The sequence below is a fragment of the Bacillus sp. FSL K6-2944 genome (assembly GCF_038005385.1).
Lineage (GTDB): Bacteria > Bacillota > Bacilli > Bacillales > Bacillaceae_G > Bacillus_A > Bacillus_A cereus.
This window is the reverse complement of record NZ_JBBOTE010000002.1, coordinates 891,573-906,670: the sequence shown is the minus strand read 5'-3', so window position 1 is coordinate 906,670 and position 15,098 is coordinate 891,573. Positions and strand designations below refer to the sequence as shown.

Genomic DNA, 15,098 nt, shown 5'->3' with positions numbered 1-15,098 from the left:
AACCAACCTCTCTATATTTACAAAACTATTGCTTCACTACGCCTTCCTAATCCAAAACTTCAGCACATCGCCTTCTTCTTCAAGCTTTACGATGTCATGGCCACATTTATTTGCCCACGCTGGAATATCCTTAACTGACCCTTTATCCGTTACATGTATTTCTAACACTTCTCCAGTTTGCAAAGTATCCATTGCTCTCTTTGTTCTTACAATCGGCATTGGACATGCTAAACCTTTCGCATCTAACACTTGTTTTATATTCATCATCAATTCCTCCATTTTTTATTTATTTCATTATTCGTGCACTGCACAACGATTTGGACCAATCTCCATTTCACGCTCTTTATCCACACTTGGGTGAATTTTACCCATATTGGTTTGACGAATTTCTTCATATGCATTTGGCTGAGGTGGTAAGTTTTCTGTTACAACTTTACGGAACTCTCCCTCATCCTCAATATTTAATCCTGCATTATGCTCAAATAAATCTTTTAATTTTGCACTAACAATACCACTTTCGTTCATTTCACTTATTTTTGAATAATGAGCCGGTAACACAACTAAATTTTGAGATAGCTCTTTATATCGGCTATACAAAGTATTACGTAAATCACTCACCCAATCTTCAGCCTTACCAGCAAGATCAGGACGCCCAATTGAATCTACAAATAAAATATCGCCTGATAATAAATAAGAATCATCTACAATGAATGACGTACTTCCAATCGTATGCCCTGGTGAGTATAACGCGTCAATTTCAATTTTAGTACCCCCCACCGTAATAACAGATCCTTCAACGAGCGGTTCGTATGAGAAAACGACTTCCTCCGCATCTTTTGGCGGTAACCAATACGTACCCCCTACTTTTTCCGCTAACTTACGTCCTCCAGAAATATGGTCTGCATGTAAATGTGTATCCATTACATTCTTAATCGTAACGCCATGCTCTTTCGCAAACTCTTCATATGCCTCGGCTGTCCTTACCGCATCAATAACTGCTGCTTCACCGTTTGAAACGACCATATAAGATAAACAGCCTTTTCCTAGGCGGTTAAACTGATACATACTTCCGCCATTTTTTAAATCTCCAACTTTTATAGGCTTTACATATTCACTCCAAGCTTTCATGCCACCAGCTAAATAATAAATATTTTGTAATCCCGCCTCTGTTAATTGCTCTGCCACAAATATAGAAGACCCTTCTTTTGCACATACTACTAAAACATCTTTATCTTTAGGTAATTCACTTACAATATGATCTACACCATCTAACAAGTCAAAGTAAGGTTTATTAATAGAAGAAACTTGTTTCCCTTCAATTTTCCAATCTTCATAATCCGTCTCATTACGAACATCTAAAATGAATAACTCTCCGAATAAAACTTTCTCTGCCACATCTTTTGCTTGTAACGGTTTAACATTCATTTTATTACCCCCATAGGTATATTTTCTTTCAAAAAAATTTACTTCTCTATATTCCCTTTCCACTCTAACATGCCTGGGATGACATTTTTCACATTTGCATAACCTTTCTCTTTCAACATGTGGCAAGCTACATCACTACGGTTACCAGTTCGACAAATAACATAAATTTGCTTCATCTTATCTAATACTGCACTGTCTAATTCACCTAATGGCACCGAAATGGCGGATGGAATATGGCCAAAAGCAAATTCCGCTGCTTCGCGAACATCTAATACAATGCTCTCTTCTCCATGAGACAATATAGACTGTAATTCTGCATTCGTAATTGTATGTGGATATTTCACAACTTCATTCACTTCATGCTCGTTTGCTTTCCTAACATAATGCACCAATACATCACCCTCGTGTTTCGTCCCGATATATTGATGTCCTACTTTACTCGCCCAACTTTTTATATCTACCGTAGATCCTTTATCTGTTGCCTTAACTTCAATCACTTGCCCTGGTGCCAATCCTTCTATCGCCTTCTTCGTTTTCACAATAGGCATCGGACAAGCCAAACCTTTACAATCTAAACTCATATCCACTTTTATACTCATAATCGATTCCTCCACAATTCATATACAAATACCTGTAGGGGTATATTAAAACGTTTTTGAAAATCTGTCAACACTTACGTTTGACAGATTATCGGCTTTTTACAAGTAATTGAACAGCTTCTTTAATTAACTCTTCATTTGAGCCATTACCACTTTCAAACTGTTCACGCAAACACTGCTCTAAATTCGTTCCAACAACGAGTCCAATTGTACGATCAAGTGCAGAACGAGATGCTGTTAACTGTGTAATAACTTCTCGGCAATCTTTTCCTTCTTCCATCATACGAAGCACACCACGAACTTGACCTTCAATACGTTTCAATCTATTTTTCATATCTTGATTATATTCCATTCTATAATCACCTGTTATGAAGTGACCTTTGTCAATAGTTTTTCACCCATAATATTTTTCTTGATGGCATACAAAAGCTTCAGAAATAAGATCTATCGACAGTTAACCACTCTGTTATTCGTGGATTGGTTACCTCAGGTTAATGGTTCGTCGTTAGGCTCTTATAATCTCACTGCGTGGATCACACCTTTTCAAATTCTAATAAATAGCTTGTTTATCAGAATTTCAGCCATGCCAGAAGAGGTGAGTCATAGATAGCCAGACCTGTAATTCACTATCTCTGAAGCTCATCTATGCCATCAATTGATACCTTTGGTTTCTAACTATGAATGAATCAATCAACTTCATATCCTTCCCTCTTTATTTTCGGTGAATTTTACCTGTTTCTAATCCCCATATAAAACACCCCAGTTCTCTTGCGATAGCTGTAACGGCAACATTTCTAGGTTTCCCTTGATATATCATGCGATAATATTTTCTTTGTAACCTTTCTACAGCCTGATCCGCATAAGCAATCACTTCGCTTCGTTGCCCTTTTTGTCTTGCTTTCACTCGCTTCGATTTTAATCCGATTGTTCCTTTTACCAACGCATTTGCACATTCTACAAGAGTAGACCTAACGGTCGAATTTCCTTGTTTTGTAATCGAACGTCGACTGATTTTTTCTCCACTTGAGCTTTCGCTTGGTGTCAATCCTACATAAGCCATAAATGCTTTAGCCGTGGGAAAACGAGTGAAGTCTGCAATTTCCACATGAACAGTCATTGCCGATGTTGTATCTATACCTTTTAAGCATCTTAAATTTGCGATTGGTTCTTCGTACCTTTCACGATGAGATAATTCTTCTAATCTCAGACTGAACCGCTCAATTTTATCGACTAGAACATCATACTGTAATAGGTATTCGCCTAACGTTTCTTTGAATAATCCTTGTAGATCAAGATTCTTTAACCATTTCATATAAGCGATTGTCCAGCTTGATTTCCCTTCATACACATAGCCATGCCTTAAAAGGAATGCTTTTATCTGTTGTTTTATTTTTTTCAAAGATGTTTTAAAATCACCTAACATGCGGATATACTCTTTCACGGCAACATCCTCTTCTTCTGGAACATATACTTCTTTATAGGTGCCATTTGCTAAATTAAGAGCAATCATTTTGGCATCGAATTTATCATTTTTAACCATTTTATTTTTTGATGAACTGTACATTGTTGTGGGAGCTAAAATATCACAATCAATTCCATTTTGTTCAAGAAGATTATGAAGTGAATACCCTAAACAACCAGCCTCATATCCAGCTTTAATTTTTATATCTTCACCATATTTTGTTTTCAGTTTCTCAACGAATTTTTTTACGAGAGATACATTTGAAGCACATCGTGCTTCTCTTACAATTTCCCCAGTTGTTCCGTGTAGTGCACATAAGCTAAAACTTTCCTTGTGGACATCCATCCCAATATAGATTATATTTTCCATAGTGGCCTCCTATTATCATAGGGTATAACCCCATTCATAATGTTTTCATTCATTATTATGGGTTAAAATCCCTGACTTGATAATCTAGGAGGTCGCTTCATATTATCTCATTACCATTATGTCACCATTTATAACCTATGACAATATATTATACCCTATAGGGTATTTTGTAAACCCCTATTTTTAATTTTTGTCTTATATGTTCGCGAAACAAAAATTAAAACCTTAATCTATAGGTTTTCATCTTTCACTAAATCTTGAAGTAGAAGATGAAAAATATCAATATACAACACGTTCTGGCAATACTGTCCCATACAATTTAAAACCACCATCTACATTCTTTACCTTATATCCTTTTTCCATTAACATACGCGCTGCAACATACCCTCTCATACCAAGTTGGCAAGTGATATATATTTCTTTTTCCATTGGCACTTCATCCAATCGATCACGTAATTCATCTAACGGAATATTAATAGAGCCTTCAATCATTCCCTGTTTTAGTTCGTTAGGCTCTCGAACATCAATAAGGTACCCACCATTTTCAACAATGTGATCTATTTCATGCCATTGCACTGTGTCCACAAAACCATCTACTATATTACTTGCGGCATACCCCACCATGTTTACTGGATCTTTTGCAGAAGAATACGGCGGGGCATATGATAATTCTAAATCTGGTAAATCGATTACAGTTAAATTTGCCTTCATTGCCGTTGCAATAACATCGATACGCTTATCTACTCCATCACGCCCTAAAGCCTGTGCTCCGTAAATTTTTCCGCTTTCTTTATTAAAGATTAATTTTATTAGCACTGGCGTAGCATTCGGATAGTATCCCGCATGAGAATTTGCCTGTACATGTACTACCTCATAGGGTATATTTAATCGTTTTAATATTTTCTCATTTACTCCAGTCGAAGCAACTGTTAAATCAAAAACTTTAGCCACAGAAGTTCCCATCGTACCTTTATATAAAGAATCTGTATGCCCATGAATAATATCTGCTAACATGCGACCTTGACGATTAGCTGGCCACGCTAAAGGAATCATCGTTTCTGTTTCTGTAACAAAATCTTTCACTTCAATTGCATCACCAATTGCATATACATATGGGTCAGATGTTTGAAATTTCTTATTTACCTTTATCGTTCCTTTAACTCCTAATGCTAATCCTGCATCTTTCGCTAAACTACTCTCTGGTTGTACACCAATTGCTAAAATAATCATATCTGTTTTTATAACTGAGCCACTTTTTAAACGTACAACAGTCCCATTCTCTTCTAACGCATCTACACCATCTTCAAAAACAAGCTCAACATTGTGCACCTTCATATGCTCATGTACATATGCCGCCATTTCGTAATCAATTGGTGGCATCACTTGATTTGCCATCTCTACAAGAGTAACCTCAATCCCGCGTTCTCTTAAATTCTCAACCATTTCCACTCCAATAAATCCTCCACCAATAACCGTCACATGACGTGGTTTCTTCTCATCAATATACGCTTTTATACGATCTGTATCAGGTACATTTCGTAACGTAAACAACGCCTTCGCTTCTTCAATGCCCGGAATAGGTGGAACAATTGGTTTCGCCCCTGGTGAAAGAATCAAAACATCATATTCCTCGTTATATGTTTCATCTGTAGTTACATTCTTTATCGTAATTGTTTTCTCTTCTTTATTAATCTTTACAACTTCACTCAATACACGTATATCTAAATTAAAACGTTTTGACATCCTTTCAACAGTTTGTACTAATAACTTTTGTCTTTCTGTAATGACACCGCCAATATAATATGGCAATCCACAGTTTGCGAACGAAATGTATTCACCGCGTTCAAACATAATAATTTCATCTTCCTCACTTAAACGACGAAGCCTTGCAGCTACTGATGCCCCGCCAGCAACTCCGCCTACTACAACAATTTTTCTAGACATATGTCAAACCTCCATACTATTTATTATTTAATTCCCTCATATATCACACATATAAAACCTATACCTGTACGGGTATATAATAAATTATAAAAAATTTAATTTCAATCAATATGTCTTTCACAAATTTGAAACAAAAAAAGAACTTAGATATTTCCAAGTTCTTTACGAATGAATCAATCCATCGTTCTATTATCATACTTCCTATAATCTCTTTGTAAAACTATACTCCATGTTCCCGCCTAGGGCTGCCGCTGTATCACCAGTTTCTCTAAAATCATGTGTATATATTTTTTCAAATGAACCGAAATCTACTTGCTTATAAAATTCAAAACAAGGGAATCCATCATGCTCCCCTTGAATATCAATACTACCATCCTGTTTCACACATACATTTAATACATAATCCACAGGAGGTGCATATACATTTAATGGATTACTTGCACTCGCACTCATTTTGAATTGCACACCTTCAGAATTCCATGTGATATCAGTGCACACAATATTTTCTGTACTTGCTTTCCCTGTTCTTTTACTCACAGAACCATCTGGACTTGTAATCTTCTCGGTCGTAATACCCGTGTTCGCATATGAAAACACTTCTTCTTTATAGAAATCAACTACTACCTCTTGCTCAACTCTAGAGCGCATCGCATTTACCGCATACGGTGTGAATTCACGTGAATCACCTTCGAATTGAATTACTTTTTCTGTTTCCATATCCTTCTTAGCCTCAGTCCAAGACATTGGAATAAATACACTGGCTCTAATTTTCACGATATTAGTCATAAGAAACACCTCTATAATTTTATTTTAGATGCTGAATGCTTATTAAATAAAACAGACCATAATTTCAATCCTAAAACCAATAGATTTCTCTTTTACTTTTCTATTTCCTTCTAAAAAATAGCGCTATATTTATGTTTAGACTGTCGTTTTAAAGCTATATTCCATCTCTCCAGCTAGTGCTGCTGGGGTATCATCCGTTTTTCTGAAATCATGTGTGTATATCAATTCAAACGAACCAAAATCTACTTGTTTATAAAATTCATAGCAAGGGAAACCATCATGTACACCTTCAATATTCACAGTGCCACTTTCATTAGCTCGTATAGTCAAAAAATAATCAGCTGCAGGTGCTGCTGCGTTTAAAGGATTACTTGCACTTGCTCTCATTTCAAATGAAACTTCATCTTCACTCCATACAATATTTGTACATACAATGTTTTCTGTACTTGTTTCTCCCTTTTGATACTCAATTGAGCCATCTGAATTTGTAATCTTCACGGTGACGATACAAGCATCTGCATATGTGAAAATTTCTCTTTTATAAAAATCAATATTCACTTCTTGTTCTAACCTTGAACGCTTTGTGTTCACAGCTTGTGGTGTAAACTCACGTGCATCTCCAGCATATTCAAACACTCTTCCTGTTGCAGGGTCCTTAATAGGTTCCAGCGATGCATACGGTGCAAATACACTCCCTCTAATTTTCACGATATTAACCATGTGAAACCTCCATTGATTCTATATTATATAAATCATTATTTGTTCTACCGACATAATATAGTCAATTTGATTGACTATATTATGTATAGTACAATAGGCATTACATATAGTCAACTTAATTGACTACAAGCGCGGAGGTTATATACATGGATCAAACATTTAACGAGTTAGATCTTACATCGCTTTTATCATTATCATTTAGCACATTAATCACTGAGCTACATGACAAATTAAGTGAATTAGGATTTGAAGATATTAGGCCAGCACATGGTTTTATGTTCAAACGCATCCTTCCTAATGGGGCAACTGGTATAGAGCTAGCTGAGTATTTGGGGATTTCCAAACAAGCTGTAAGTAAAATGGTGGATTCTCTTGAGAGTAATGGCTACGTTACACGCAAAACACATCCTACTGATAAAAGAGGTAAAATCATCGTTTTAACCGAACGTGGTTTGTCAGTAATGAAAGTAAAAGAAGAAATAGTAGCTGAAATAGAACAGCGATGGATTGAAAACATAGGTATAGAACGAATGCAAATACTGAAAGAGGATTTAACAACATTCGTTACTAAAGAAAATACAGAGAAATTATCATCAAATATACGACCTGTCTGGTAAACAAAAAACGAATCCATTTTGATTCATCTTCTTCAAAATGGATTCGTTTTCTACAGATGTATTAAAAATCATTAATTTCTTTAAATTTTATTCTACTAAATATATTTTTTACGCGTTATATAATTCCATAACTCTCTTCACAACCAACTCCGCAGTATTCTCCTCCGGTGGTATCAATAAATTCGTAACCGGTCCATACACAACAGGGCTTAATTCCACTTCATACCCACCATATAAGAATTCTTCCTTCGTTGGTAAATAACCAATATATCCATTCGTATATCCACCAAAGAAAGCTAATTCATTTTGAAGATTCTCTTTCACTTCTAATGCCGTTTCCGAAAAAGGTTCCATCGGTAAACCTGAAAACATACCATCATTAACTTGAAATAACTGCACTTCTAAATCAATACTTAACCGCCGAATACCTTGCTCATATTTCTCTAAAACGATAGTAAGCCATTCATCCGTATTCACGCCCCACTGCTTCTCGGCTAATCGAGCCATGCTTCGTATCTCATCAAATTCAGGAATATCCTTCAACTTCATTTGCATCATACTCGAAACTGTCCTTAAATTTACAATTGAGCTATATGTAACTGTTGGCAACATCATTAATACATGTCCACTAAGTAAATAGGCCATTTGTTTTAACGCTTCACTTGAACCGCGGTACTTCGCATTCACATTTCCAGCGGCACCTTGAACGATAATAACAGGGCAGTTCACTATCTGCTCTAAAATCTCTCTCGTCATTCCAGGATAATCCGCTGATAATTCATCACTATCACCTTTTAAAATATTAGGATGCGCAGTACAAAATACTAAAATCCCAGATAACTCCTTCGTTTCAGCATCTCTTATTGCTAACATACCAATTCGCTTATCTACAACACCATCTATATTTGTTCACATCTTCGCTCTTCCATCACATGTTCTCTCTCTTCGATTTACCCCAATATCACCTGTCGTAACACCCCAGCCAACTTCACATAGCTTCAAGTTGTTATTCGCAGTAATAGCACCATGCACTACATTATTTACTAAAATCGTTTTATACGACTGCACTAGCGGATTATCACCGACTGTCTCTGGACCGGAATGCGTATGAGTATAAACAACCGTTATTCGCTCAAATGGCACATGAAGCCTACTTGCTACTCGCTCACGAATCATATTCGTATCTTCTACTAGCATCCCAATATTATCAATACTTATAAACACAGTCTTCATTTCATCTTTTTCAAATACAAAAACTGTCCCGTAAATACGTTCTTCAACATTATTTATGCCTGTCTCTCTATGATATCCGACAAAATCAATACCTACAGGCGGCGTAATATCAACCTTACATATCCCTACTTTGCTCATTTAAATCACTCCATTTCTCTATGTAACTCCCTTTTTTCAAGAATAGCATATTTTTCCTATTTTAAATAAAAAAGAACGGACACAGTATCCTATGTCCGTTCTTCCCCTCACACATACTTCCGATGCACCATCTTCCCATCATAAGAAAACACAACGCCCTTACTCTCCACAATCGACTCCATATGCACCGTTCTTCCCCATAGCTGATGAAGATATGGTAATACTTTTTCTAAGTATTTTAAATCGAGCTCGATTCCTTCGTAACTATGTTTAATGTATAATTCTCCGTTCTTTAAGTAGTCTCCATCTTCTACTACTAAGTACGGGAACCCACCATTTGTCCGCATATTTACGAGTTGATCACGCACATTCTCCCATTCTTTATCTATTACTTTATATTCTTTTCCTTGGCGCTGGAATAAGTACATATCTTCTCGCATAACAAGATCTTTATTTAAGTAGTTTCTTAGGAACGATACGTCCCATTCAATTTCGCGTACTTCAAACATTTTGTCACGGCCAGATCCTGGTTTTACGCCTCGTCGTTTCATTTCTTCAGTCGGATTATTGTACCGTTCTTCAATATCTTCAAAGATTTTAATACCGAGGTAGTATGGATTAATACTTGTTTTTGATGGCTGTACAACACCTGCATTTAATTTCGCAAATTCAATTGCTTCATCAGAGGTTAAGTCCATTTCACGAAGTATGCGTTGATGCCAGTAGGATGCCCAGCCTTCGTTCATGATTTTCGTTTCAAGCTGTGGCCAAAAATATAACATTTCTTCGCGCATCATCGTTAATATATCACGCTGCCAATCTTCTAACTCACGGCTATATTCTTCAATAAAGAGCAGTAAATCTTTCTCTGGTTGTGGTGGAATTTTCTTCTTTTTACGCACATTAGAACGTTCCTGCTTTTTATTGCGATTATCTAAATTCCATAAATCATCGTATTGCGACACCTTTTTCTTTTCTACTTCTTCATCTTCTAAATCATCAATACTCCATGCGAGCTTCGGACGCATAAGCGACGGATCAATATGCTCTTGAATGGCAAGTACGGCATCTAAAAATGTTTCTACCTCTGCCTTTCCGTACTTATGCTCATACGCTTTCACACGGTCCGCTGTTGCCGCCATACTCTCCACCATGTCTCGCTTCGTATTTGAAAAACGAATATTATTTTTGAAGAAATCACAGTGTGCTAAAACGTGCGCTACAATTAATTTGTTTTGAATTAAAGAGTTCGTATCTAATAAAAAGGCGTAACATGGATCAGAGTTAATAACGAGTTCGTATATTTTACTAAGTCCTAAATCGTATTGTAATTTCATTCTGAAAAATTGTTTTCCAAAACTCCAATGTGAAAACCTTGTCGGCATCCCATATGCACCAAATGTATAAATAATTTCCGCTGGACATATTTCATAACGCATCGGATAAAAATCAAGCCCAAATCCAGTCGCAATTTCCGTAATTTCCGCAATCGCATATTGCAGTGCTTTATCATCACTTGCTCTCATTATTTTCCCTCCTTACACTTTCCCTTAAGAAAGTGTATGATGAAAAACAAGCTTTCATGAGGATTGATTGCATAATAAAAAGACACCCCCGCAAAAACGAGAATGTCTCATCTATTAACCTTCGATAATCTCCATCTTCTCCGTAATCGGAGTACGAGCTTTTCCTTCTGGTGCTTTATCGAAATAGCCGATATGAAGAATTCCAACGATACGTTGGCCTCTTGTTAAACCGATTCCTTCTATAAATAATGGATTGTAGTTTAATCCGCCTGATTTCCAAACGCAACCTAATCCACGTTCCCAAGCAAGAAGTTGGAAGTTTTGCATAAATGCACATGTTGCAGCGTAATCTTCATCACGTTGAATTTGACGTGGATCTTCATTTATATATACAACGATTTGTGCAGGCGTGCTTAAGAAACGATCTGATAAAATTTTACCGCGTTTCGCTCTTTCTTCTTCCGTGAAAGAGTTTAATACCGCATCTACTAATTTCTTGCGGCCTTCTCCGATGTATAGTTTACAATTCCATGGTTCACGGTGCTTATGATTTGGTGCCCATGTTGCGTCGTTTAATAGTTCAATTAATAAATCTTTTTCTACTGCTTTGTCTGTAAATGTACGAACAGAGCGTCTTTCTTTAATCACATTAGCGATGGAAGTATATGTAGTCATATTTATCTCTCCCTTATTTTTATCTATATGTATAAGTTTATCATTAGTATTGATATTGATTTTCAATTTCGATTATACCTTAGTTTTTTACTATTAATCAATGTTTTATGTTGGAAAACTTCTAAAAACGTCATTCCATGCTGTGAATAAAAAAACTTAACTTGTTCACAAGTATTTCACATTTTATGGAAATGATATGTGTACAGTTTTCTACATTATCCATCTAGGAGGAGTTTACATGTACAAAAAAATCGCTGTTTGTATGACTATGGCAGCATTATTATGCGGGATATCCACCTTCCCTATATCCGCTGCCACGCCAAAAGAAGTAACACTGCATCACCATAACCCAATTTCAGAAGAAGAAATGCAATCGCTAGAAAAACTCGGCTATAACAAACATGAAATTTGGAAAGCTGCTCATATTGCAAGAATTAGTAATAAAGAAATAAAAGATGTTTTAGCTTACTATAAGCAAAATAAATCTTGGGAGAAAACAGCCGAGCATTTCGGTATAGATCCAAGTAAGCTGAAAAAGCATCATATGAATAAAGAAACAAAGCAAGAACTGCTACAACAGTTAGCAACTATGCAAAAATCCACACCGGATCAGCTAAAGCAAAAAATGAAAGAATATAACATCAAATTGCGTCATCTTACTGTGTTAACAATCATCTCTCAAAAAAGCAATACTCCTCTTGATGATGTATTAAAGATGAAAAAAGATGGAATGGACATTAAACAAATTGCCGAAAAATTAAATGTAAAAAGAGAAGATATACGAGCGGAAATGATGAAATTAGTGAAGTCTATTAAAGAACAAAAAACAAATTAAAATGCTAAAAAGGAAGAGGCATTCACCACTCTTCCTTTTCTTTATGAACTTTCAATTTTTAAGTATAAATTCCCGTCTTTCCCAAAAACTAACACAAGTAAATGATGTAAGTTAGGGGTGAGAAAATGTTCGGTTTATCATCTAAAAAATCAAAAAAGACTAATACAAAAACACTTTGTTCTATTCCAGAATTTATACAAACCATGAAAGAATCAAGCGACTTTGTTTCTCATAACGTACTTGAAAATGAAACATTGTGCTTGTTTTATTATAAATCTGTCGTGGAAGCACTTATTATTAAACAATTCATTTTAACTCCTCTAAAAAAGGAATCGGAACAAATCCAAAACATCTCTGATTTATGTAATATCGTCTCTATTGAAGACATTATTACCTCCCCTTCTATTGATGATATTCGTGAGAAATTATTAGGTGGATATATTTTAATACGCTTAAAAAACAATTCGAATCCTGATCAATATGCTTTAATTCGTGCCGAAAGTACTGTTTTAGGAACACGATTATATAACGATACAGAAAATGAGTATAGCGTAATCGGGCCTAAAATCGGTTTCGTTGAAAACCTTGATACAAATATCCACTTATTACGCCGAAATATCGTAACGGAGCAACTCATTTTTAAAGAAGTTACCGTCGGATCTATGTCAAAAACGAAAGTAGCAGTTGCTTATATAGAAGGAATTACAAATGAACAATTTATCAACACCGCAATACAACGGCTAGAAGACATTGACTTTGATGTCCCGTTTGATTCAACTATGATTGAGCAATTTATTAGTGATAATAGCAATTCACCTTTTCCAGTTCTATTACCTACAGAACGATTAGATCGAGCTGTATTTGCATTAATTAACGGGGAAGTTTTAATTTTAACAGATGGCTCTCCATATGCTTTATCAGGACCAACAACGTTACTGGATTTTTTCATTTCACCAGAAGATTATTATTTACCGTGGATGATTGGATCGTTCTTTCGTATTATTCGTTTTTTCGGAGCTATATTTTCTCTTTTTTCCTCCGCTATTTATACAGCGGCTTTAACATATCATTATCAAATGATTCCAGCTGATTTACTAGGTCCTATTATTTTCTCGAGAGCTAACGTACCTTTCCCTCCCATTCTAGAAGCACTCTTTTTAGAAATTACAATTGAATTGCTTCGTGAAGCTGGAGCGCGTTTACCGACAAAAGTCGGACAAACGATTGGTATTGTTGGGGGGATTGTAATTGGCCAAGCATCCGTGGAGGCAGCTTTGACTAGTACAATTTTATTAATTGCAGTTGCTTTATCCGCTCTTGCATCTTTCACAACACCGACCGTAAAGATGTCTTCTACTATCCGGTTATTACGCTTTCCACTTATTCTTTTAGCCGGTGCATTCGGAGGATTAGGTCTTATTGTCGGATTTGTATTTATTTTAGCTCATTTAATTAAATTAAAATCACTTGGATCACCTTATTTATTACCTTTATATCCATTTCGTGGTTTAGGTACAGCAGAAGGTTTTCTTCGATTACCATTTAGTCAAACAGCTCAAAGACCTTCTTTTCTTAGACCAAAATCAAAATGGCGCTATAATCCAAACAAAGCGAAGCAAAAACGTGATGGTGAGAATGAATGAAAAAATGTTTATTGCACCTTATTATCATTATCTTCTTCATTTTACAAACTGGCTGTACACAAACCTATATAGTGGATACGCAGCGTATTATTCATATCGCTGGATTTGACATCACAAAAAAGAAAAGATTCCAAGGAACTATTCTATTCCCAGAGTACACACATGGTGTAAAGTCTAAACCAGAAACGCAATCAACATCTGCCCGTTCACTTGAGACAATCGCTTCACGATTAAATGCAAAATCTCCTCACAATGTCGTTGTAGGTCAAATGCGTGTCGTCCTATTTGGAAAAGCTCTAGGAGAACACGGAATGGGAGAGATTATTACTAACTTACAACGTGACCCAAATATCGGGCGTGATGTACAACTAGCAATTGTAGATGGATCAGCTGAAGAGCTTTTAAATTACGGAAAAAAAAATGGGTCTTTATATATTGCTGACTTACTCGAACAAAATATAAGAAATGAAAACATTCCACAAACCGAATTAAACACTTTTTTATATAATTATTACTCTTCCGTATGTGATGCCTATGTTCCTTATATTAAAATGGACGATAATCATTCTGTCGCTGTCAAAGGGCTTGCCTTTTTAAAAGGCGATAAAGTCGTCATGTATACGGATAAAAGACATTCTGTTTTAGCAAAATTACTTATTAATCCTACGAAAAATGGACGTTACGAAGCAGCGATAAAAAAGGATAAACATAAAGGTATGGTTGTTATACAAAACTTAGCTGGGGAAAATAAGTATAATATAGATCAAACTGGCGACATACCAAAAGTAAAAATCCATTTAAAATTAAATGGATTAATTAAAAACTCTCCTAATTGGATTGATTTAAGAAAAGAAACAAATATCAACTATATAAAAAAACAAATTGAACGAAATGTTGAAAAAGACTGTGAAGATCTAATAAAACAATTTCAAGAAAAGGAAATTGATCCTTTAGGAATACGAGATGAAATTAGAAGCCATACGAGAAAATGGAATATAACACAAATTCGAAATATGTATAAAAATGTAGCGGTGGATGTAAATTTAGATCTTAATATTGTACAATCTGGAATCGGAGAATAGTGAGATAATATGAAGCGACCTCCTAGATTATCAAGTCAGGGATT

14 protein-coding genes and 1 pseudogene are annotated in these 15,098 nt (G+C 35.6%); 4 read left to right on the top strand and 11 right to left on the bottom strand.

Annotated features, from left to right (window positions below; translation table 11 throughout):
• Positions 1-36 precede the first annotated feature (36 nt).
• From MHH55_RS25720 to MHH55_RS25685, 8 genes are all read right to left on the bottom strand, one after another.
• Positions 37-267, bottom strand: a complete 231-nt coding sequence (locus MHH55_RS25720; protein WP_002182462.1) for a sulfurtransferase TusA family protein — start codon at positions 265-267, stop codon at positions 37-39.
• 27 nt (positions 268-294) lie between these two features.
• Positions 295-1,425: an MBL fold metallo-hydrolase gene (locus tag MHH55_RS25715; protein ID WP_048655909.1), complete on the bottom strand. Its 1,131-nt coding sequence runs from the start codon at positions 1,423-1,425 to the stop codon at positions 295-297.
• A 38-nt stretch (positions 1,426-1,463) separates the two neighbouring features.
• The gene (locus tag MHH55_RS25710) at positions 1,464-2,024 is read right to left on the bottom strand and encodes a sulfurtransferase TusA family protein (RefSeq protein ID WP_000023951.1); all 561 of its coding nucleotides are present in this window, start codon (positions 2,022-2,024) and stop codon (positions 1,464-1,466) included.
• Positions 2,025-2,112: 88 nt separating this feature from the next.
• Entirely contained in the window at positions 2,113-2,376 is a 264-nt protein-coding gene (locus MHH55_RS25705) for a metal-sensitive transcriptional regulator (RefSeq protein ID WP_000456206.1), read from the bottom strand.
• Positions 2,377-2,736: 360 nt separating this feature from the next.
• Positions 2,737-3,855, bottom strand: a complete 1,119-nt coding sequence (locus MHH55_RS25700) for an IS110 family transposase (protein ID WP_340880263.1) — start codon at positions 3,853-3,855, stop codon at positions 2,737-2,739.
• Positions 3,856-4,134: 279 nt separating this feature from the next.
• Positions 4,135-5,799 (bottom strand): CoA-disulfide reductase, encoded by a 1,665-nt coding sequence (gene cdr / locus MHH55_RS25695; protein ID WP_078187585.1) that lies wholly within the window; start codon positions 5,797-5,799, stop codon positions 4,135-4,137.
• Positions 5,800-6,000: 201 nt separating this feature from the next.
• Positions 6,001-6,585: a DUF3238 domain-containing protein gene (locus MHH55_RS25690; protein WP_000182101.1), complete on the bottom strand. Its 585-nt coding sequence runs from the start codon at positions 6,583-6,585 to the stop codon at positions 6,001-6,003.
• Between the two features lie 135 nt (positions 6,586-6,720).
• Positions 6,721-7,305: a DUF3238 domain-containing protein gene (locus MHH55_RS25685; protein ID WP_000247265.1), complete on the bottom strand. Its 585-nt coding sequence runs from the start codon at positions 7,303-7,305 to the stop codon at positions 6,721-6,723.
• Between the two features lie 146 nt (positions 7,306-7,451).
• Here MHH55_RS25685 and MHH55_RS25680 point away from each other — a divergent pair, with 146 nt between their 5' ends.
• Positions 7,452-7,922 carry a MarR family winged helix-turn-helix transcriptional regulator gene (locus MHH55_RS25680; RefSeq protein WP_000372891.1) on the top strand — a complete coding sequence of 157 codons (471 nt, stop codon included), beginning with the start codon at positions 7,452-7,454 and terminating at the stop codon, positions 7,920-7,922.
• Between the two features lie 108 nt (positions 7,923-8,030).
• Here the strand turns inward: MHH55_RS25680 and MHH55_RS25675 are convergent.
• The 3 genes and pseudogenes from MHH55_RS25675 to MHH55_RS25665 all read right to left on the bottom strand — a co-directional run bounded on the left by MHH55_RS25675 (position 8,031) and on the right by MHH55_RS25665 (position 11,494).
• Positions 8,031-9,293: pseudogene (locus tag MHH55_RS25675) on the bottom strand (neutral/alkaline non-lysosomal ceramidase N-terminal domain-containing protein).
• 107 nt (positions 9,294-9,400) lie between these two features.
• Positions 9,401-10,819: a stage V sporulation protein SpoVR gene (gene spoVR, locus MHH55_RS25670; RefSeq protein WP_001202693.1), complete on the bottom strand. Its 1,419-nt coding sequence runs from the start codon at positions 10,817-10,819 to the stop codon at positions 9,401-9,403.
• A 114-nt stretch (positions 10,820-10,933) separates the two neighbouring features.
• Positions 10,934-11,494, bottom strand: coding sequence for a nitroreductase family protein (locus MHH55_RS25665; RefSeq protein ID WP_000214819.1), 561 nt, complete (start codon positions 11,492-11,494; stop codon positions 10,934-10,936).
• A 238-nt stretch (positions 11,495-11,732) separates the two neighbouring features.
• Between MHH55_RS25665 and MHH55_RS25660 the strand changes: the two genes are divergently transcribed.
• The 3 genes from MHH55_RS25660 (at position 11,733) to MHH55_RS25650 (ending at position 15,054) form a co-directional block, all read left to right on the top strand.
• Positions 11,733-12,329 carry a hypothetical protein gene (locus tag MHH55_RS25660; protein WP_000276966.1) on the top strand — a complete coding sequence of 199 codons (597 nt, stop codon included), beginning with the start codon at positions 11,733-11,735 and terminating at the stop codon, positions 12,327-12,329.
• Positions 12,330-12,454: 125 nt separating this feature from the next.
• Positions 12,455-13,972, top strand: coding sequence for a spore germination protein (locus tag MHH55_RS25655; RefSeq protein WP_000467483.1), 1,518 nt, complete (start codon positions 12,455-12,457; stop codon positions 13,970-13,972).
• Complete coding sequence (locus tag MHH55_RS25650; protein WP_078187587.1) at positions 13,969-15,054, top strand: Ger(x)C family spore germination protein; 1,086 nt, start codon at positions 13,969-13,971, stop codon at positions 15,052-15,054. The genes MHH55_RS25655 and MHH55_RS25650 overlap by 4 nt, the downstream gene beginning before the upstream one ends.
• The last annotated feature ends 44 nt before the right edge of the window (positions 15,055-15,098 follow it).

Coding starts and splice junctions, on each gene's coding strand:
- MHH55_RS25720 (WP_002182462.1), bottom strand. CDS start 267: ATGATGAATATAAAACAAGTGTTAGATGCGAAAGGTTTAGCATGTCCA.
- MHH55_RS25715 (WP_048655909.1), bottom strand. CDS start 1,425: ATGAATGTTAAACCGTTACAAGCAAAAGATGTGGCAGAGAAAGTTTTA.
- MHH55_RS25710 (WP_000023951.1), bottom strand. CDS start 2,024: ATGAGTATAAAAGTGGATATGAGTTTAGATTGTAAAGGTTTGGCTTGT.
- MHH55_RS25705 (WP_000456206.1), bottom strand. CDS start 2,376: ATGGAATATAATCAAGATATGAAAAATAGATTGAAACGTATTGAAGGT.
- MHH55_RS25700 (WP_340880263.1), bottom strand. CDS start 3,855: ATGGAAAATATAATCTATATTGGGATGGATGTCCACAAGGAAAGTTTT.
- cdr (WP_078187585.1), bottom strand. CDS start 5,799: ATGTCTAGAAAAATTGTTGTAGTAGGCGGAGTTGCTGGCGGGGCATCA.
- MHH55_RS25690 (WP_000182101.1), bottom strand. CDS start 6,585: ATGACTAATATCGTGAAAATTAGAGCCAGTGTATTTATTCCAATGTCT.
- MHH55_RS25685 (WP_000247265.1), bottom strand. CDS start 7,305: ATGGTTAATATCGTGAAAATTAGAGGGAGTGTATTTGCACCGTATGCA.
- MHH55_RS25680 (WP_000372891.1), top strand. CDS start 7,452: ATGGATCAAACATTTAACGAGTTAGATCTTACATCGCTTTTATCATTA.
- spoVR (WP_001202693.1), bottom strand. CDS start 10,819: ATGAGAGCAAGTGATGATAAAGCACTGCAATATGCGATTGCGGAAATT.
- MHH55_RS25665 (WP_000214819.1), bottom strand. CDS start 11,494: ATGACTACATATACTTCCATCGCTAATGTGATTAAAGAAAGACGCTCT.
- MHH55_RS25660 (WP_000276966.1), top strand. CDS start 11,733: ATGTACAAAAAAATCGCTGTTTGTATGACTATGGCAGCATTATTATGC.
- MHH55_RS25655 (WP_000467483.1), top strand. CDS start 12,455: ATGTTCGGTTTATCATCTAAAAAATCAAAAAAGACTAATACAAAAACA.
- MHH55_RS25650 (WP_078187587.1), top strand. CDS start 13,969: ATGAAAAAATGTTTATTGCACCTTATTATCATTATCTTCTTCATTTTA.